The following is a 17,261-nucleotide window of genomic DNA, read 5'->3' on the forward strand; positions in this document are numbered from 1 at the left end:
CTTCCGGCTTCGAGGAACTGCGGCGTCAGGGGGTGACGATGGCGAAGCCGGGGTCGGGGGCGGAGAGGTGGCTCAGGAGTTCGGGCAGCTTGCCGGCGTGGCCGGTGACCTTCACGCCGTCCTGGGCGGCGAGGTCCGCGGGGGCCGTGGCGCCGGCGAGCAGGGCGCGCAGGTCCGCTTCGGTGAGGGTGACCTCGACCTGCGGGTCGGCCGCGGCGGGCCCGGTGCCGGTGGTGTGGGTGAGGACGCCGTTGCGCAGATGCAGGGTGACGGGGTCCTGGCCCTTGATGTTCCAGCGCACGGCGATGTCCGCGTCCCAGCTGCGCGGGCCGTCCACGCGGATCGCGAGGGAGTCGAAGAGCTGGTCGAGGGTCAGCGCGGCCAACATGTCGGGTGAGGCGGTCGCGATGGGGGTGCCGACCGAGCCGTCCCGCAGTTCCAGCGCGCCCATCAGGTAGAAGTTGCGCCAGGTTCCGTTCTCGCTGCCGTAGCCGAGCTGCTCCAGCGCGTCCGCCTGCAACTCGCGGGCGCCGGCGTGGCCGGGGTCGGCGAACAGCACGTGGTTGACCACCTGGGCCACCCAGCGGAAGTCGCCGTCGGCGAAGGACTCCCGCGCCCGGCGCACGACCTCGTCGGCGCCGCCCATGAACTCCACGTACCGGCGGGCCGCCTCGACCGGGGGGTGCTCCCACAGGTGGGCCGGGTTGCCGTCGAACCAGCCCAGGTAACGCTGGTAGATCGCCTTGGTGTTGTGGCTGACGGAGCCGTAGTAGCCGTGCGTGTGCCAGGCGCGTTCCAGGGCGGGCGGCATCCGCATCGCCTCGGCGATCTCCAGGCCGGTCAGGCCCTGGTTGAGCATGCGCAGCGTCTGGTCGTGCAGGTACGCGTACAGGTCACGCTGCTCGGACAGGAAACGCGTCAGCTCCTCCCGCCCCCACACCGGCCAGTGGTGGGAGGCGAAGGCGACGTCCGAGGAGCCCGCGAACAGCGCGACCGCCTCGGTGAGGTAGGCCGCCCAGACGTGCGGGTCGCGGACCTCGGCACCGCGCAGGGTCAGCAGGTTGTGCAGGTTGTGGGTGGCGTTCTCGGCCATGCACAGGGCGGAACGGTCCGGGAAGTGGATGTTCAGCTCGGCCGGCGCCTCGGTGCCCGGGGTGAGCTGGAAGACCATCCGGATGCCGTCCACGGTCTCGGTCTGCCCGGTGCGGGTGATGTCGTGCGTCGGCGGGATCAGGGTGACCGCACCGGTCGACGTGGTCTGGCCCAGTCCCGCGCTGATCTGGCCGCGAGCGCCCTTGGGCAGGGCGGCGCCGTACATGTAGGCGGAGCGGCGGGACATGGCGGTGCCGGCGTAGACGTTCTCGCTGACCGCGTGCTCCAGAAAGCCCAGCGGGGCGAAGATCGGTACGCCGCCGGCGATGTCCTGGTCGGTGACGACTCCGCGCACCCCGCCGAAGTGGTCGACGTGGCTGTGGGTGTACAGCACGCCGGTGACGGGGCGGTCCCCGCGGTGCTCCCGGTACAGGGCCAGGCCCGCGGCGGCGGTCTCCTCGGTCAGCAGCGGGTCGATGACGAGGATGCCGCGCTCGCCCTCGACCAGCGTCATGTTGGACAGGTCGAAACCGCGGATCTGGTAGATGCCCTCGGTCACCTCGAACAGGCCGTGGTCGGCGCAGAGCCGGCCCTGCCGCCACAGGCTCGGGTTCACGGTGTCCGGGCAGTCCCCGTCCAGGAAGCCGTACGCGGTCAGGTCCCACACGGTGCGTCCGGTGCCGTCGGCGATCAGGTTGTCCCGCGCCGTGCCCATGAAGCCGCGCTTGGCGTTCTCCAGGTCCCGCGTGTCGTCGAAGGGCAGTCGTGCCGTGACCTGCTGGTTGGCGGCGGCGATGGTCGGCTGCGCGGGCTTGGGCTCGGTGTGCTCGGACAACGCGGACTCCCTTGCTGGCGGGCGACGGTGACGGCCGCACGATCGGCACGAACGTCTCCACCCTCCGCCCGGCGGCCACCGCCATCGACCGCACGTGCTCCATCCGGGGTAACCGGTGAGGACGCACGCGTACGGGCCCGAGCGGGTGGCGACACACCTGTTCGGCGGAACGTCCCACACCCGCCGCGGGGCGGCACGGTCTCATGTGGGCATGCCGATGACTCTCCCCCCGCGCCGCGGAAGCGGCACCTACCGTCGCCGGGCGGCCGCCCGGGCCGTGCTGGGCGTCACCACCGCCGCCGCCCTCGCCGGCGTGTGCTTCGCCGCTGTCAGTCCCGGCGCTTCGGCGGCCGAGGGCGACGTGGCGACCAGCACCCTGGCCGACCTGACCGTCTCCGACGTGCCCGTGGCCGGGCTGACCGCGTTCCACGGCGTGTTCGGCACGGCGGGCTCTGCCCCGGACGCGGGGCTCGACGAGGGCGACTTCTCCGACCCGTCCGGCGTGTTGCAACACCTCACCGTCCACGGGAACGGGGTCGCGCTGACCGACGCGGAGCCGGAGAAGAACTACGCGCAGGCACAGGCGTCCGGCTTCACCCTGGCCCTGACCCGTCCCGACTTCCTCAGCGTGGGGTCCCTCGACTCCTACACGGAGTGCCTCCCCGCGCCGGTCGGCCCGCTCGCCCTCGCCTACGCCCACACGGACTCCGACGAGATCGACGTCCTCGGCCACGGGGTGCCCCCGGGCACCACGCAACTGGACGTCACCGGCGCCGAACTCGGCGTCGACAGCGTCAGCAGCGCCACGCTCACCGTGGTCTACGACCGGTTCGAGGACCCGTCCGGCGGGGCCTACCAGCCGGTGTCCTCCGCGCGCGCCGGCCTGGACATCACGATCACCGGCACGTTCCGCGACACGGACGGGGCCGTCGCCTACGACGGTCCGGTCACCCGCCTGGAACTCGGCCACGTCGCCGTGACCTGCGAGGCCCCCACGCCGACGGACACGGGTACGCCGACGGTGACCCCGACCGATACGGGTACGCCGACGGTCACCCCGACGGATACGGGTACGCCGACGCCCACTCCGACGCCGACCGATACGGGTACGCCGACGGTCACCCCGACGGATACGGGTACGCCGACGCCCACTCCGACGCCGACCGACACCGGTACGCCCACGCCTACCCCGACGGATACGGGTACGCCGACGCCTACCCCGACGCCGACCGGCACCGGTACGCCCACTCCCACCCCCACCCCGACCGACACGGGCACCCCCACACCCACGCCCACGCCGACCGGTTCCGAGTCGTGCCCGCCCAGTACGACGCCGAAGCCGCACCACCCCGGCGGCGGTGGCTACGGGCGGCACGCGGGCGCGTAGGCGTCCTGCCCGGCTCTGCGCCGGGCCGCTCACCCACGTGGGTCCACCGGGTCGCGGCATCCGGTGGGCTCGCGGAGCGTGAGGAGCATTCCTGTGACCGGAGGGTGTGGTGCCGTGGGTGACGCGATCGGGCAGATGCTGGCGTCCGCCGTGGGGATCGCCATCAGTCCGTTGCCGCTGATCGCGGTGATCCTCATGCTGGCCACGCCGAAGGGACGCGCCAACGGCATGGCGTTCACCGCCGGATGGATCGTGGCGCTCGCCGTGCTGGTCACGGTGGTGGTGCTGGTCGGCTCGGGCGGGGACGCCTCCCATGGCGACGGTGGGCCGGGGCGCTGGACGTACTGGCTCAAACTCGCGCTCGGGCTGGTGTTCCTGGTGCTGGGCGCCGGGCAGTGGCGCCGGCGTCCGCGCGAGGGGCAGGAGGCGGCGCCGCCCGGGTGGATGCGGGCGATCGACGGTTTCTCGCCCGCCAAGTCCGCCGGTCTGGCCGCGGCGCTCGCGGTGGCCAACCCGAAGAACCTGGTCCTCGCGATCGGGGGCGCCGTCTCCATCGCCGCCTCCGGCGCGAGCACGGGCGGCAAGACCGTCGCCGCCGTCCTGATGGTGCTCGTCGCGTCGCTGTGCACCCTGCTGCCGCTGGGCACGTACCTGCTGGGCGGCAGCCGGTCCGAGGCCGTACTGGGGGAGTGGCGCACCTGGATGGCCCGGCACAACGCGGCGATCATGACGACGGTGCTGGTCGTCCTGGGCGCCAAGTACGTCGGCGACGCGATCAGCGGTCTGACCCGGTGAGCGCGAGCAGCGCTGCCGCGGCGGTCCCGGCACGCGAGAGCGGCCGCTGATGGCCGGGGACGACGACCCGGCCACCGGGTCCGGACGCGACGACGCCCACCGGTCGACCGCGGAGGGCGCGTGGTGGGAGCGGGGCGAGGAACCCGACTACCGGGCCACCCTGGCCAACGAGCGCACCCTGCTGGCCTGGTCGCGTACCGCGCTGGCGTTGCTGGCCGCCTCGTTCGCCGTCGTCAAGCTCACCGTCATCACCCCGCGCGGCCTGCGGCTGGCGCTGGGCGCTTACCTCGTCGCTCTGTCGGGCGGCGTCACGGTCACCGGATACGTCCAGTGGCGCGTCCGCCAGGCCCGGATGCGCCACCGGCTGCCCCTGGGCCGCCTCGTGAGCCCGCCCGTGCTCACCGCGGCCCTGCTGGTGCTCGCCGGTTTCGTCGTCGCGGTCATCGTCATCGCGTCGTGAGGAGGTGGATCGGTGGCCGTACGAGCGCACTTGCCGGTCCGCGTCCGGTCGATGCTGTCCGGCGTGAGCGGCCCGGGCGCCCGAGGTGACCTGCTCGGCGCGCTGACCGCCTGGGCCCTGATCGTCCCGGAGTGCGTGGCGTACGCGCAGATCGCGGGGGTGCCGCCGCAGAACGCCTTCTACGCCGCGCCGGTCGCCCTGGTCGCGTACGTCCTGCTCGGCCGCTCCCGGTTCCTGATCATCGGGGCGACCTCCGCGGCGGCGGTGCTGTCGGGTGCGACGGTCGCGGGCATCACCTCGGACCCGAAGCGGGCGGTGGGCCTGTCAGCGGCGCTCGCGGTGGTCGCGGGCGGTGTGCTGCTGGCCGCGGGGCTGGCCCGACTCGGGTTCGTGACGAACTTCCTCGCCGAACCGGCGCTGTACGGCTTCCTTTTCGGGATGGCGCTGACCATCGTGGTCCGCCAGGCCGCGAAGATCGTCGGGGTGTCCAGCGGCGACGGGCAGTTCTTCCCCCGCCTGTGGACGCTGCTGCGGCACCTGCCCGACTGGTCGCTCGCCTCGCTGGTCGTCGGGGCCGCGGCACTGGCGGCGCTGTTCGCGCTGGAGCGCTACGTCCCCAGGCTCCCCGCGTCCCTCGTGGTGCTGGTCGTGGCGCTGGCGGTGTCCGCGGCGGCCGGGCTGAAGGACCACGGGGTGGAGGTGGTCGGGAAGATCCCCTCGGCCGTACCGGTGCCCCACCTGCCCGGTATCCCGGCCGCGGACTGGTGGAAGCTGGTCGGCGGGGCCTGCGGGGTGTCGCTGGTGGTGTTCGCCGAGGCGTTCAGCATCGCCTCGCGGTTCGCGCGCGGGCACGGCGACGAGGTGGACGGCAACCGGGAGATGGCGGCGGTCGGATTCGCGAACGTCGCCGTCGGCTTCGTCCGCGGCTTCGCCGTCTCCGGCAGCGCCTCGCGCAGCGCCGCCGCCGAGTCCGCCGGGGCGCGCTCCCAGCTGACCTCGCTGATCGCCGCCGTGCTCATCCTGCTCACCGGCGCCTTCCTCACCCCGCTCTTCACCGACCTGCCCGAGCCGGTGCTCGGCGCGATCGTGATCGTCGCCGTCCGCGGCTTCCTGTCCACCTCCGAACTGCGGCGCTACGCCCGAGCGGACCGGGCGAGCCTGGGGGTGGCGCTGACCGCGCTGACCGGGGTGCTGCTCTTCGACCTGCTGCCCGGGCTGCTACTGGCGGTGGCGCTGTCACTGGTGCTGTTCATCGCCGCCGCCAGCACCGCGCACCTGTCGGTCCTGGGCCGGCTGCCCGGCGGCCGGCTGTACGGCGACACCGCGCAGCACCCCGGCGCGACCACCGTCCCCGGGGTCCTCGCCACCCGGCTGGACGGCGCCTTGTTCTTCGGCAACTCCGACCGCACCCGGCTGGGCCTGCTCGCGCTGGCCTCGGCCGCCCACCCCCGACCCCACACCGTCGTCCTCGACCTGGGCGCGAGCTACCACCTCGGTGTCCCCGTCCTGGACACCCTCGACGAGCTGCGCACCGCCCTCGACCGTCAGGGCAGCGCCCTGCACCTCGCCGGTCTGCGCGCGGTGGCCCGCCCCGCGTTCGACCACCACCGGCTCGCCGCCCGGCTCGGCCCCGACGCCGTGCACGCCACCGTCGAGGACGCCATCGCCGCGGTCGCCCGGCCGCCGGCCGGATCGCAGAAGTGAGGGCCATGCGCAACCTGCTGTCCGCCACCGGCCGCCGCCGCTCCCGCCGCTCACCCCGCGCGACGTGGCCCAACCGCGGCTTGGCCGTCGCGCTCGTGGCCGCCGGGGCGCTGCTGGGCTGGTGGCTGCCGCACCTGGAACGGACCAGGAACCTCGGCGGCCTGTCCTACGACGCGTCCGCCGCGCAGGCCACCCTCGGGGCGATCGCGTCGGGCATCATCACCCTCACCGGTTTCGTGCTGACCGCCGTCACCCTGGTCGTCCAGTCCGTGCAGAGCATGTCGTCCCGGCTCGCCGGGGTGCTGGGCTTCTTCGAGCGTTCGCTGGTGCTGTTCGGCGCGCTGACCGGCACGGCCGTGTACTCCCTCGTCGTCCTCGCGCAGGTCCGCGAGCACCATGTGCCGGACCTGGCGGTCACGTTGGCCATCGTCTTCGTCGTCCTGTCCACGGGCACGATCCTGCGCACGCTCGCCGGGCTGCGGGAGGTGATCACCGGCGGCGGCCTCGTCCGCGCGGTCGGGCAGCGGCTGCACGAGGCACTCGACCGCGTCTGGCAGGACGCGGCAGCAGCGGAGCCGTCCACAGGGCCGGCTGCCGGGCCCGAACCGGAGGGTGCCGTGGTCGCCGCGACCGGCGGCGGCGTCGTCCAGCACATCGACGGTCCCGCCATCGCGGCGGCCGCCGCCGGCAGCGGCCTGCACGTCACCTGCCTGACGGCCGTCGGCAGCTTCGTCGAACCCGGCGAGCCCCTCCTGCGCGTCACCCCCGGGCCGCCGGCCGAGTCCGACGCACGACGCCTGGTCCGCGCCGTACGCCTCGGGCCCTCCCGCCGTATCGACCACGACCCCGCGTACGGGCTGCGCCTGCTCGTCGACGTCGCGATCCGCGCCCTGTCACCCGCCGTCAACGACCCGACCACCGCCGTCCAGGCCCTCGACCAGATCGAAGCGGCCCTGCTGCGCCTCGCCCCCCGGCCGCTCGGCCCGGCCACCCTCCGCGACCGCGACGGCGCCGCCCTCGTCACCATCCCCCGCCCCGGCTGGAGCCAGCTCCTCGACCTGGCCCTCGCGGAGATCCTCGGCTACGGAGCCGGCTCCCTCCAGGTCCAGCGCCGCCTGCGGGCCCTGCTCGACACGGTGGAGCGGACCATCCCGCCCGCCCGCGCCGCCACCCTCACCCCCTACCGCGCCATCCTGGACCGCGCCGCCCGCGACTTCCCGGACCCGACCATGTCCGAAGCCGCCACCACCCCCGACCCCCAGGGCATCGGCGGCCCCGCCCCCACCCCATAACCCCCGCACCGGTCGCGGCGCCCGGCGCCCGGCCGGTCGAACTGCCGGGTGGGGTCGGGTCAGCGTTTGATGCCCACGCCTGCCAGCAGGCTGATCTCGGCGTCCGGGATCTCCGCACCGTGGGCGGCGGGTTCGGTGGAACGCCAGCGGTGGCAGCAGCAGATGCCGGGGTCGATCAGGTCGAGCCCGTCGAAGAAGCGGCGGACGTCGCTGTGCGAGCGGAACTGCACCGGAGAACCGGACTTCGTGTAGACCTCCGCGACCCTGTTCCAGGTGACGGGGTCGAAGTCGGGCGTGCAGTGGTTCATGGCGAGGGCGCTGCCCGCCGGGAGCGGGTCGAGCAGGCGGTGGACGATGGCGTACGGGTCGTGCGGGTCGGTGATGAAGTGCATGAGCGCGTTGAGGGAGAGCGCGATGGGCTGGTCGAAGTCCAGGACCCCCGCGTCCTCCACGGAACTCATCAGCGCGTCGGGGTCGGTGATGTCGGCCTCGACGTAGGCCGTGCGCCCCTGGCTGGTGCTGCGCATGAGGCGTTCGGCGTACTTGAGGACGAGCGGGTCGTTGTCCGCGTACACCACGCGGGCGTCGCTCGCGACGGACTGGGCCACCTGGTGCAGGTTGGGCTCGGTCGGTATACCCGTGCCGATGTCGAGCCACTGGCGGATGCCGTGCTCCTGGGCCAGCACCCGGGTGGCCCGGTGCATGAACGCCCGGTTCTCCCGCGCGGTCACGTAGATACCGGGGTGGGCCTGGGCGGCGACCAGGGCGGCTTCCTTGTCGATCTCGAAGTGGTCCTTGCCGCCGAGGAAGTAGTCGTACATCCGGGCCGAGTGCGCCTTGCTCGTGTCGAGGTCGCGGCCGGCCTGCCTGGTGGTCATGTTCTCCCCTTCATGCGTGTGTCTGTCGGCCCGCGGGCCGGGGGCGGGACCGGTGTCGTCGTCCCTTCCGCTCACCGTCGGATCGCCCGGCGGCTCCGCTCGCCGTCGGCTCAGCCGGCGGCCAGGTGATCGGCCAGCCCCTCCTTGACGCCGCGGACGAACGCGGCGATCTCCTCCGGCGTGTAGATCAGCGCCGGGCCGGCCGGATCGGTGGACTGCCGTACGGCCACGCGGCCGTCGGCGAGTTGCTTGGTCTCGACGCACTGACCGCCGTTCGGCCCGCTCCAGGGGCGCTCCCAGCCTTGTTCCCCGAGATTGCGCGCCGGCATGCCGTTGTAGACGCTCTCGTCGGTCATCGTCATGAGTACTCCTTACGCATGCGGTTCAAGAGGGTCTTGCTGTCCTCGGAAGACGTCAGCAGCGCCATGCGGTTGTGTGCCTCGAGATGGGAGACGACGTCCGCGCGCTGGTCAAGGTAGACGGAGGCGGAGAGGAGCTCGCTGTAGACGATGTCGGGCAGCTCGGGTTCCTCGAACCGGAAATAGGTGAACGGGGCGCACGCTCCGACATGCGCGCCCGCGCTGAAGGGCACGATGTCGAGGCTGACGTGCGGGAGTTCGGAGGCGTCCAGGAGCCGTTCGAGCTGCTCGCGCATCACGTGCGGGCCGCCCACCACCCGGTGCAGGACCGATTCGTCCATGACCACCCACAGCGTGGGGGCGTCCGCCCGCTCCAGCAGGCTCTGGCGGCGCAGCCGCAGCTCCACCCGGCGTGCGAGTTCCTCCTCGCTGTCGTTGGGGAACCCGCCGCGCAGCACGGCGTGTGCGTAGTCGTGGGTCTGCAGAAGGCCCGTGACGTACTGGGGTTCGTACGTGCGGAGGGTCTTGGCGCCGGTCTCCAGGCTGACGTAGGCGGTGAACCAGCTGGGGACGGCGTCGCGGTAGGAGTGCCACCAGCCGGGCTTGTTGGCCTGCTCGGCCATGTCGACGAACTCGTCGATCTCCTGGCGGTCCGCGCCGAACGTCTGCAGGAGCTTCTCCGCGTAGAGCGGCTTCAGGGCGACCTCGGCCTTTTCCAGCCGGCGGATCGTCAGGGGGGTCACGCGCAGGGCCTTCGCCGCGTCCTCCAGCGAGACACCGGCGCCCAGCCGCATGTCCTGCAGCCGACGGCCGAGGATCATCCGCAGGACCGTCGGCGCGCTGGTGCCGGTACGGGCTTCGCTCACGCCCAACCCCCTGAGTGATCGTCAACAAAGCCATTCTTACAGCCATTTGATGATGACACCAGAGTGATACAAGCGCTGCTGAGATTATCAGGGAGTCGGTTGCAGCGTGAGCTATCGCACGCGCATAGTGGACCTGTGAGCGGTCAAGGCACAGTAATGACGCAGAATCCGGTGCCGGAGAGCACCCGTGATGTCGATGCCGTCGTCGGCCCCCCACCGCTGGTCACGTGCCTCGGCGCACGCCTCGCACCGCTCGCGTTGCAGTCCCGTATCCCCTCACCGCGCCCCGCCCCCCGGAGGCGCTGGAAGGCGACACCTGTGACTCTGTCCACGCCCTCCCCTCCGGCTCCGGCCTTAGCCGGGACCGTGCCGTGCCGGGAGTACTGGTTCGGCCTGCCCGCCCTGCGTTCCAGCGTGAGACCCGCCCGCGACACCGTGCGGGACCGGCTCCGCGCGTGGCGGCTGCCCGACGACACCTGCGGCGACGCGGTGCTGATGGTCTCCGAGTTGACCACGAACGCCGTGCTCCACACCGGCAGTGGTCAGGTCCTGTGCGGCCTCACGCTGACCGGCGACGAGCGGCGTCTGCGGATAGAGCTGCACGACGAGGGCAGCACTCCGGTCCTCCCGCCCGAGCACCGCGCCGGCCCCGGCGAGGAGAGTGGGCGAGGGCTGTTCCTCGTCCAGCAACTCGCGGACACCTGGGGCTCCGCACGCTCGACGCGGGCCGAAGGAAAGGTCGTCTGGGCAGAGTTGACGGCCCACCCGTGAGGCCGTGGGGAACGGTCGGCCGCCGCACCGGACCGGTCGCGCCGACCCACGGCAACGACCGCACGCCCCCGCCGCGTTCACCGTTGCGCGCGGCGGAACCTCTCCCACTCCTCCTCGTTCTCCTCGCGGAAGGTGCCCATGACTCCTCACGATGACGCCGCTTCTTCCGTCGTGCTGTACGTGTGCGCCGACCGAGCCCGGTGCGCGCCCGGGGAGGCCACGCAGCGCGCGCGGATCGAAGGCCACGCGTTCGCCGAGGAGCGCGGGCTGACGATCTCCGAGGTCATCACCGACACGTACGGCGAGTCCGACCCGGCCCGACGCAGCGGGTGGCGGCGGGTGAGACAGCTGGCACAGACCGGCCACGTCGGCACGGTGCTCGTCCGCTGGCCCAGCGCCATCGCCCCGGAGTCCGCGCGCGAACTGCGCACCCGCGAGGCCGCCTGGCTCCGCGCCCAGGGTGTGCACGTGCGCTACACCTGGGCGCCCTTGTCATCGGGGTGCTGCGAGACCGGGTGATCCCGCGGCCGGGTGGCCGCCGGTGGCCGGCGGCCGGTGGCTGGTCAGGGGAACGGATGAGGGTGGGGGTTGATCTCCTCGGGGAGTCGGCGGGGGGTGTGGCCGAGGGGGTGCGGGGCGGTCAGGACGCGGTCGAGTCCGCTGATGCGGCGCAGGTGGTGCCCGAAGGTCATCGGGAGCAGGCCGGGCACGAGGACCTTGACGCAGGAGAGGTCGGACGCGGCGTGCACGGGGGTGGTCTGGTCGACGACGATCGCTTCGAGGCCGGACGCGGCGAACCGGCCCACCACCTCGTCGAGATCCGCGCGCAGGTCGGCGTGGGGCGGCCAGGCGTAGTGGTCGGCGAGTTCGCGCAGGTCGCGGCGCTCCTGGGGCGGTCGGCCACCGGGGGCGAGCAGGAAGTCGAGGCGGCGGGCGGCGATCGGGTCGCAGTGGAGCAGCGCGTGGTCGTCCATCAGGCGGACCTGCTCGGGGTCCTCGCGCATCCGGGCGGCGTCGGCCACGCGTTTCGGGTAGATCAGCCGGTACGCCTCGATGGCGGTGACCAGTTCGTGCAGCGCGCCGAAGACACCCCGTTCGGGATCGAGCCCCGAGCCGCCGGCGCACAGCACCCGGGGGCGGGGCGCCGCCGGTTCGCTGCCGGGAGCGGAGGTCGTTTGGGCGTCCACGGCGGCGGCCCAGAAGCAGGGGACGCGCTCGGCGCCGGTCACGTCGAAGACCTCGACGCGGTAGCCGGTGCGCTCGAGGATACGGTCGGCGAGCAGGCCGATCCGCCGGTCGCGCGCGGAGTGCAGGTCGAGTGCGGGCGCCGGGAGCCGGGCGTACCAGGTGAGCAGGAACGCGTCGCGCTCGGCGAGTTCGAGCAGGCCGTACAGCGCGGCCTCCTCGACGCAGCCGCCGAGCGCGCAGCCGTTGGAGATCTCGGAGACGAACGGCCGGGCGGACCGCGGGTGATGCCGGCCGAGCCGGTAGTACACCAGGCTCTCGGGGACCAGGACCGGCTGTTCGCGGGTGAGGGAGTGGCCCCAGACCCACGGCAGCACGAGGTCGGGGTGGTAGGGCTGGAAGGGGAAACCGGGTTCCTGGTAGCGGTGGGGTTCGTGGCCGCCGGTGGTCGCCGGGTCCAGTACGGCGCCGGGGTGCCGGGCGGCGAGTTCGCGGTGGCTGCCGTGCACCACGGTGCGCCGGCCGCCGGGGCGGCCTCCGCCGAGCCGCTCCAGTGCCTCGGCGATCGCGGTGACCCGGGCGGTGCGGAAGTCGAGCGCGCGGCCGTAACCGCCGTCGACCGACTCGGGCGGGCCGACCTTGGCCTCGGCGAACGGCAGCGTGTGCAGTCCGCGGGCCCGCAGTCCCTTGAGGACGCCGGTCTCGTCGTCGGCGTAGCGGGCTTCCAGTACGGCCCGCTCCGCGCGCAGGTTCCGGACCCGCGTGACCGTCGGGTCCGGCTTGGGCCGGGTGACGCGCGGGATCGCGGCGTCGGCGGGGGAGTCGTCGGGCAGGCCGCCGCACTCGGGGCAGAGGGGGTCGGGCAGGAAGCGGTGCCGGGTGATCTCCAGGTCGCTGAGGCGGAGCATGGTGACGGTGTACTCGGCGCCGGCGGTGGTGGGTGCAGCGGTGGATACGGTGCTGGGTGCCGCGGTGGTCGCGGCCGGGGTCGCCGCTGAGGTCGTCGCGGTGGTCGTGGCTGAGGTCGGGTCGGCGGTCGCCGCGGTGCTGAGCCGGTTCAGGGCGAGTTGCGCGGCGAGGTCGGCGGCGATCGGGGTGAGCAGGGGCGAGACCGTGCCGGTGAGGCGGTTGCCGTAGGTGGCGTGCAGGGCCGCCTCTTCGGCGGCGTCGTCACGTGCCCCGGCGCGGCGGGCGGCGAGGCATCGGTGGCAGCCCGGCGTGCCGGGGCGGACCAGCGGGCCGATGACCACGCGGTCCAGTTCCGCGACGACGAGCAGGAACGGCCCACCGGCGGCGGCCAGTTCAGGCGCGCGCGTCGCCGCCGCGTCGGGTGTGTCGGCGGCCAGGAGCCGCACGTCGCTCAGGAGCGGTACCTCGCTCCGGGGCCGCGCCATCGCGCCGGACCGGCGGACGAGCGCCTGGCCGAGCAGGCCGCCGTCGTGGTGCGTCCGGGGGAAGGTCGCCAGGAGGCCGTCAGTCATCGCAGCGCACCGTTCGTAGCAGGTAGGGCAGGATCGCGGTGGCGGCCGGATCGTGGTCGAGCGGCACGATCAGCGCGCCGTGCGTGGGGCAGCGCAGGTCGCGAAGTGCCGCCGCCACCGCCTCGGTGAACGTGGCGCCCGAGCCGAGACCCCGGGGCGCGCCCGGTCCCCGCGCGGATACGGCGGCCGCCGGCACCAGGTGGGCCGTGCCGCGCTCGGGGGACCACGCCCACAAGGAGGGCCCGCCGGGCCCCGGGACGAACCGCCGCGGGTCGAGGGCGAGCAGCGCGTACAGCGCCAGGGCGCGCGACGCGGTGCGCAGGCGCGCGGTGGTGAAGTCGGTCCCGGTGGCGTGGACTTGGTGCGCGGCCCGGCCGGTGCGCGGGTCGCGGACCAGGGCCCGGGAGGCATGCCGGGGGAACTGCGGCAGTTCCCCCTCGTCCAGGTCCGCGAGCAGTCCGGCGCGCGGGTCGATGCAGCCGGCCGCGCGCCGGGAGAACTCCTCGGGGCCGACGGCCGGGCCGTCGCGCAGGGCGGTGATTCCGGCGAGGAACCGCGCCTCGGACTCCGGCGCCGCCGGCAGCGCGGCCGGGTGGGGGCGGTAGGCGTGGCGGGTGGTGGTCAGGGTCGCGGTGTCCAGCCGGACGAGCGGTTCCGGCTCGGCCGCCGCGGTGGAGGAGTCGAGGAAGGCCCGGTGGAAGCGGTGCGCCAGCAAGGTCGCCGCGAACTCGGCCGCCTCCGAGGGGTGTTGGGGGAGGGGAGTGGCGGCTTGCGTGCCGTGCACGCGCAGCCAGGCGCCGAGCCAGCCGCCGGCGGCGCGGTCGGGACCGGGGGAGAGCGTCGGGCCCAGCCACCAGGACTCCGCGTCATGGACGGCGGCGGCGAACCACAGGCCGTGTGCGCGGCAGTCCTCGTCGAGCCGGGCGACGGAGGGCGGATCGTCGCCCGCCGACAGGAGCAGCAGCGCGTCGTGGCCGCCGGCCGCGACCGCGGTCGCGGCCGCCGCGTGGTCGGCGACCGGCGTGACGGCCGGCAGGCCGGTCAGCCGCAGCGCGTCCGTCAGCGCGCCGACCGCGGGCGGCGCCCCGAGGACCAGCACCCGCAGCCGCGCGTAGGCGGCGGTGCGCCGCTCCGGGCCGGGGGCGGCCTGGTCCGTCAACAGGCCGTGGCTGTCGATGAGTTGAAGGACGCGGAGCACCATGGCGCTCCGGGCCGCGTCGAGGCCGCCGACCAGCTGTCCCACCGTGCGGGCGCCGTCCAGGAACGGAGCGAGCCGGTCCAGCCAGTCGGCGATGCCGGGGGCGGCGATCAGGTCGGTGCCCTGGCTGGAGCGCACGTAGACGGTGCCGCTGCCGCTCGGGGTCAGGAAGGCGTCGGCGCGCAGGAGGGGCGCGGAGTCGTAGGTGATCACGGTGTCCTCGGCCGGGGAGGGGTCGGTACGGTCGGGTGGAGCAGATGGCAGGCCGGTGTGCCGCTGCCGCGTTCCTGGCCGAGCAGAGCGGCGAGCAGCGTGGTGCGGTCGGGGGGCGTACGGGCGGGGTCGGCACCGTGCGGGTGCGTACGGCCGGGGTCCGCGCGGTCCGGGTGCGTAAGGTCCGGGTCCGTACGGGCGGGGTGCGCGCCCAGCAAGGCGTCGGCGGCCGCGGTGTCGACGTCGCAGCGGAGCCCGGCGCCGAGTCCGGCGCGCGCGGCGGCCAGGCCGATCCGCTGGCCGATGACGCCCGCCCGCAGGTTGAGCATCTGGTACCAGCGGTCGCCGTGTTCGGGATAGCCCGACTCGTAGTCGCCGGTCACCAGCACCGCGCAGGCCGCCTCGTACCCGGCCAGCTCGCCCGGCCCGCCGGGTGGGAACAGGCTCCGGGGCGTGCCGTCCCCGGTGACCGGTACGAGCCGGCCCGTGCCCGGGTCGCGCCGGTGGCAGCCGGCCGGAAGCCCGGTGACGCGGTGGGCGACCACGTACAGGTCGCAGCCGGCGGGGGCGGCGTGGTCCAGGGGGATCGGGCGGGCGGCGTCCGCCAGGACGGTGAGCAGGGCGGCCAGCGGAACGGGGACCGGCTCGAAGCCGGAGCGGGCCGAACGGCGGCGCAGCAGCGGGGCGTCGGGCGCGATCGCGCCGGGCGTCCGGGCGGTGACCACGGCGTGGACGCGCTCCGCTTCGGGGTCGAGGCCGAGCAGGCGGCCCAGTTCCCCGCCCGCGAAGCGGGCGTGCGCCGTCGGCGCGGCGCCGGCCGACTCCAGCAGGGTGAGCGCCTGCCCGGTCAGCACGCCGGTGTCGAGCGCCTGCAGCCGGTGGCCGAAGGGGCCGTAGCGGGCCAGGTTCGCGTCCAGCCGGCTGGTGATCAGCAGGACCGACTCGGGCTGCTCGGGCGGCGGCCGGTCCAGCGCGCGGGCGAGGTCGGCGCGCAGGTCGGCGCGGGAGAGGAGTTCGAGTGCGTGGGCCGACGGCAGGTAGTGGCAGAGCCCGGCGGCGCCGGCCGTGTACACCTCGGCCGGATACGTGCCGCCGCCGGACGGCACCGGCCGGCCGGCACCCACCCCCGCGCCGGTCCAGTCGACCCGGGTGACGCCGTTGAGCAGCGCGAGCAGGGCGCCCAGGCGCTCCAGGGAGGCGGCCGGATCGCGGTCGGCGGAGGGTGAATCGGGCTCGGTGGAAGGCGAGTCGAGGCCGGCCGGGGGCGGGGGGAGGACCGGCGGGAACGGCAGGGGGAGGACGGGCGCGCCCGGGTGATGTGTGGGCGGGGCGCTGCCCGCAGCCGGGTCGATGGCGGGCAGCACCCGGCCGTACCGCGCGTGGTAGCGGCGGGCCGCCGCCCCTCCGGTGTCTGCGGGCGGCGGGTAGGACGGGTGGGCCGCGTCGGACAGGTCATCCTGGTCGGCCGGGTCGGCGTCGGGCCCGGGAGCCGCTGGCGCGGTCCTCATCCGTGCGTCCGCGCCGCTGCGGTGGCGCGCTCCGGCGTACCGGGGGTGTCCGCCGCGGTGGCCAGCACCATTTCGAGCGCGCTGACCCCGTAGACCTCCTCCACCGCGTCGGCCGCGAGGTGGCAGAGCAGGTAGCGGGTCAGGCCGGGCAGCCCGAGACGGGAGAGGTGGAGATAGGTGTAGTTGAGCATCAGGCGGTAGCGCAGGAAGCGCGGGTCCCGGTACATCATCTGCTTGTACGTGGCGCTGCCGCTGATCGCCCGGTGCAGCGGGCTGGCCGTGAGCAGTCCGCCGATGCCGTTCTCCTCGTCGGTCGGGATCTCCGCCTCGGGGATCTCGCCGGCCTCGTACAGCGCGGTCCAGCGGCTGCCCAGCGGGTCGATCGCGGCCACCCAGCGCCGCAGCGTTGCCGCCTGGTCCGGCCCGGCCGCGGTGTCCGACCCCTCGGGTTCGGCCCCGGCGGTGTCGAAGGCCGCGACCACGGCACGCACCTGGTCGGTGAGCACCGCGCGGTTGGCCGCGTACCGCCGCGCGAAGGCGTCCCGCACCTGGGGGCCGACCGTGCTCAGGTAGCCCTCGGCGTGCGAGCGGAAGGAGACGAACCCGCGGCGGATCGAGGGGTCCTGCGGGTGCCGGCAGAGCGTGTGCGCGGTGGCGAGCATCAGGCGCAGGGCCAGCGTCTCGCGCGGCAGGCCCGCGGCGACGGCCTCCAGGTGCTCGAACATCAGGTCGTTGGTCTGCTGGTAGAAGAGCGCCAACTCGTCCGCGCCGACCGGACAGCCCAGCACGTCGACCCGGCGGTCGTGCTCCTCCCAGGTGATCGCGTGGTCCTGGTAGAAGGGGGTCAGCGGGCCGGGTTCCCGTTCGGCCGCGGCGAGGCGGCGGTGCAGCGGCAGCAGGGCGGCCTCGTCGAGGGGGGCCGCGGACGGCCGCGTGGTCAGATATCCGCCGATCAGCTCGGAGACGGCGGGCTCCACCAACTCGGCGAAGGCGGCCGGCGTGGCCTGGACCACCAGCCGCAGATGGGGACCGCGGCGCCAGTGCCGCAGCACGTAGGCCGAGGCGACGTGACCGGCGCAGCGCTCGATCACCGGCCGTACGGCCTGGAGGATCAACTGGTCGGTGTCGTCACCGAAGTACGCGATGTGGGCCGCGCGCCACTGCGGCTCGTCGGTCGGCGGGATGGCTGCCACGGGGGTCCCTCCTTCGTGGTTCTCTGTGGTCCGGGCTCTTCGCC

At 74.2% G+C, this 17,261-nt stretch carries 15 protein-coding genes; 7 read left to right on the forward strand and 8 right to left on the reverse strand.

Annotated elements, in window-relative coordinates; all coding sequences use genetic code 11:
* Positions 1-25 precede the first annotated feature (25 nt).
* Entirely contained in the window at positions 26-1,807 is a 1,782-nt protein-coding gene (locus OG370_RS27190; RefSeq protein ID WP_443060898.1) for an alkyl/aryl-sulfatase, read from the reverse strand.
* 331 nt (positions 1,808-2,138) lie between these two features.
* Between OG370_RS27190 and OG370_RS27195 the strand changes: the two genes are divergently transcribed.
* The 5 genes from OG370_RS27195 (at position 2,139) to OG370_RS27215 (ending at position 7,565) form a co-directional block, all read left to right on the forward strand.
* Positions 2,139-3,314: a hypothetical protein gene (locus OG370_RS27195; RefSeq protein ID WP_328468701.1), complete on the forward strand. Its 1,176-nt coding sequence runs from the start codon at positions 2,139-2,141 to the stop codon at positions 3,312-3,314.
* A 114-nt stretch (positions 3,315-3,428) separates the two neighbouring features.
* Entirely contained in the window at positions 3,429-4,109 is a 681-nt protein-coding gene (locus tag OG370_RS27200; protein WP_328468703.1) for a GAP family protein, read from the forward strand.
* A 49-nt stretch (positions 4,110-4,158) separates the two neighbouring features.
* The gene (locus tag OG370_RS27205) at positions 4,159-4,569 is read left to right on the forward strand and encodes a YidH family protein (protein ID WP_328468705.1); all 411 of its coding nucleotides are present in this window, start codon (positions 4,159-4,161) and stop codon (positions 4,567-4,569) included.
* Between the two features lie 12 nt (positions 4,570-4,581).
* Positions 4,582-6,273, forward strand: a complete 1,692-nt coding sequence (locus tag OG370_RS27210; protein ID WP_328468708.1) for a SulP family inorganic anion transporter — start codon at positions 4,582-4,584, stop codon at positions 6,271-6,273.
* Positions 6,274-6,278: 5 nt separating this feature from the next.
* On the forward strand, positions 6,279-7,565 hold the full coding sequence (locus OG370_RS27215; RefSeq protein ID WP_328468710.1) for a DUF2254 domain-containing protein: 1,287 nt from the start codon (positions 6,279-6,281) through the stop codon (positions 7,563-7,565).
* Between the two features lie 59 nt (positions 7,566-7,624).
* On the opposite strand, the gene OG370_RS27220 is transcribed toward OG370_RS27215, so the two are convergent.
* The 3 genes from OG370_RS27220 to OG370_RS27230 all read right to left on the reverse strand — a co-directional run bounded on the left by OG370_RS27220 (position 7,625) and on the right by OG370_RS27230 (position 9,668).
* The gene (locus OG370_RS27220) at positions 7,625-8,443 is read right to left on the reverse strand and encodes an SAM-dependent methyltransferase (RefSeq protein WP_328468712.1); all 819 of its coding nucleotides are present in this window, start codon (positions 8,441-8,443) and stop codon (positions 7,625-7,627) included.
* A gap of 110 nt (positions 8,444-8,553) precedes the next feature.
* A complete protein-coding gene (locus OG370_RS27225) occupies positions 8,554-8,805 on the reverse strand; it encodes a DUF397 domain-containing protein (RefSeq protein ID WP_328468713.1) in 252 nt (83 codons plus the stop codon).
* On the reverse strand, positions 8,802-9,668 hold the full coding sequence (locus OG370_RS27230) for a helix-turn-helix domain-containing protein (RefSeq protein WP_328468714.1): 867 nt from the start codon (positions 9,666-9,668) through the stop codon (positions 8,802-8,804). The genes OG370_RS27225 and OG370_RS27230 overlap by 4 nt, the downstream gene beginning before the upstream one ends.
* 318 nt (positions 9,669-9,986) lie before the next feature.
* Between OG370_RS27230 and OG370_RS27235 the strand changes: the two genes are divergently transcribed.
* Positions 9,987-10,439 (forward strand): ATP-binding protein, encoded by a 453-nt coding sequence (locus tag OG370_RS27235; RefSeq protein ID WP_328468715.1) that lies wholly within the window; start codon positions 9,987-9,989, stop codon positions 10,437-10,439.
* Between the two features lie 138 nt (positions 10,440-10,577).
* Positions 10,578-10,958, forward strand: coding sequence for a hypothetical protein (locus tag OG370_RS27240; protein ID WP_328468716.1), 381 nt, complete (start codon positions 10,578-10,580; stop codon positions 10,956-10,958).
* 44 nt (positions 10,959-11,002) lie between these two features.
* Here OG370_RS27240 and OG370_RS27245 read toward each other — a convergent pair whose 3' ends face one another.
* The 4 genes from OG370_RS27245 to OG370_RS27260 are packed head-to-tail and all read right to left on the reverse strand — an operon-like array spanning position 11,003 to position 17,217.
* The gene (locus tag OG370_RS27245; protein WP_328468717.1) at positions 11,003-13,105 is read right to left on the reverse strand and encodes a TOMM precursor leader peptide-binding protein; all 2,103 of its coding nucleotides are present in this window, start codon (positions 13,103-13,105) and stop codon (positions 11,003-11,005) included.
* Positions 13,098-14,516 (reverse strand): hypothetical protein, encoded by a 1,419-nt coding sequence (locus OG370_RS27250; protein WP_328468719.1) that lies wholly within the window; start codon positions 14,514-14,516, stop codon positions 13,098-13,100. Before OG370_RS27250 ends, OG370_RS27245 begins: the two co-directional genes overlap by 8 nt.
* Complete coding sequence (locus tag OG370_RS27255) at positions 14,513-16,024, reverse strand: hypothetical protein (protein ID WP_328468721.1); 1,512 nt, start codon at positions 16,022-16,024, stop codon at positions 14,513-14,515. Before OG370_RS27255 ends, OG370_RS27250 begins: the two co-directional genes overlap by 4 nt.
* The gene (locus OG370_RS27260) at positions 16,021-17,217 is read right to left on the reverse strand and encodes a thiopeptide maturation pyridine synthase (RefSeq protein ID WP_328468723.1); all 1,197 of its coding nucleotides are present in this window, start codon (positions 17,215-17,217) and stop codon (positions 16,021-16,023) included. The genes OG370_RS27255 and OG370_RS27260 overlap by 4 nt, the downstream gene beginning before the upstream one ends.
* Positions 17,218-17,261: the final 44 nt, after the last annotated feature.

This window comes from Streptomyces sp. NBC_00448 (assembly GCF_036014115.1).
Lineage (GTDB): Bacteria > Actinomycetota > Actinomycetes > Streptomycetales > Streptomycetaceae > Actinacidiphila.

Bases quoted from the DNA above. Each gene is read 5' to 3' on its own strand.
- OG370_RS27190 (WP_443060898.1), bottom strand. From the start codon at position 1,807: ATGGGCACGGCGCGGGACAACCTGATCGCCGACGGCACCGGACGCACC.
- OG370_RS27195 (WP_328468701.1), top strand. From the start codon at position 2,139: ATGCCGATGACTCTCCCCCCGCGCCGCGGAAGCGGCACCTACCGTCGC.
- OG370_RS27205 (WP_328468705.1), top strand. From the start codon at position 4,159: ATGGCCGGGGACGACGACCCGGCCACCGGGTCCGGACGCGACGACGCC.
- OG370_RS27215 (WP_328468710.1), top strand. From the start codon at position 6,279: ATGCGCAACCTGCTGTCCGCCACCGGCCGCCGCCGCTCCCGCCGCTCA.
- OG370_RS27220 (WP_328468712.1), bottom strand. From the start codon at position 8,443: ATGACCACCAGGCAGGCCGGCCGCGACCTCGACACGAGCAAGGCGCAC.
- OG370_RS27225 (WP_328468713.1), bottom strand. From the start codon at position 8,805: ATGACGATGACCGACGAGAGCGTCTACAACGGCATGCCGGCGCGCAAT.
- OG370_RS27240 (WP_328468716.1), top strand. From the start codon at position 10,578: ATGACTCCTCACGATGACGCCGCTTCTTCCGTCGTGCTGTACGTGTGC.
- OG370_RS27245 (WP_328468717.1), bottom strand. From the start codon at position 13,105: ATGACTGACGGCCTCCTGGCGACCTTCCCCCGGACGCACCACGACGGC.
- OG370_RS27255 (WP_328468721.1), bottom strand. From the start codon at position 16,024: ATGAGGACCGCGCCAGCGGCTCCCGGGCCCGACGCCGACCCGGCCGAC.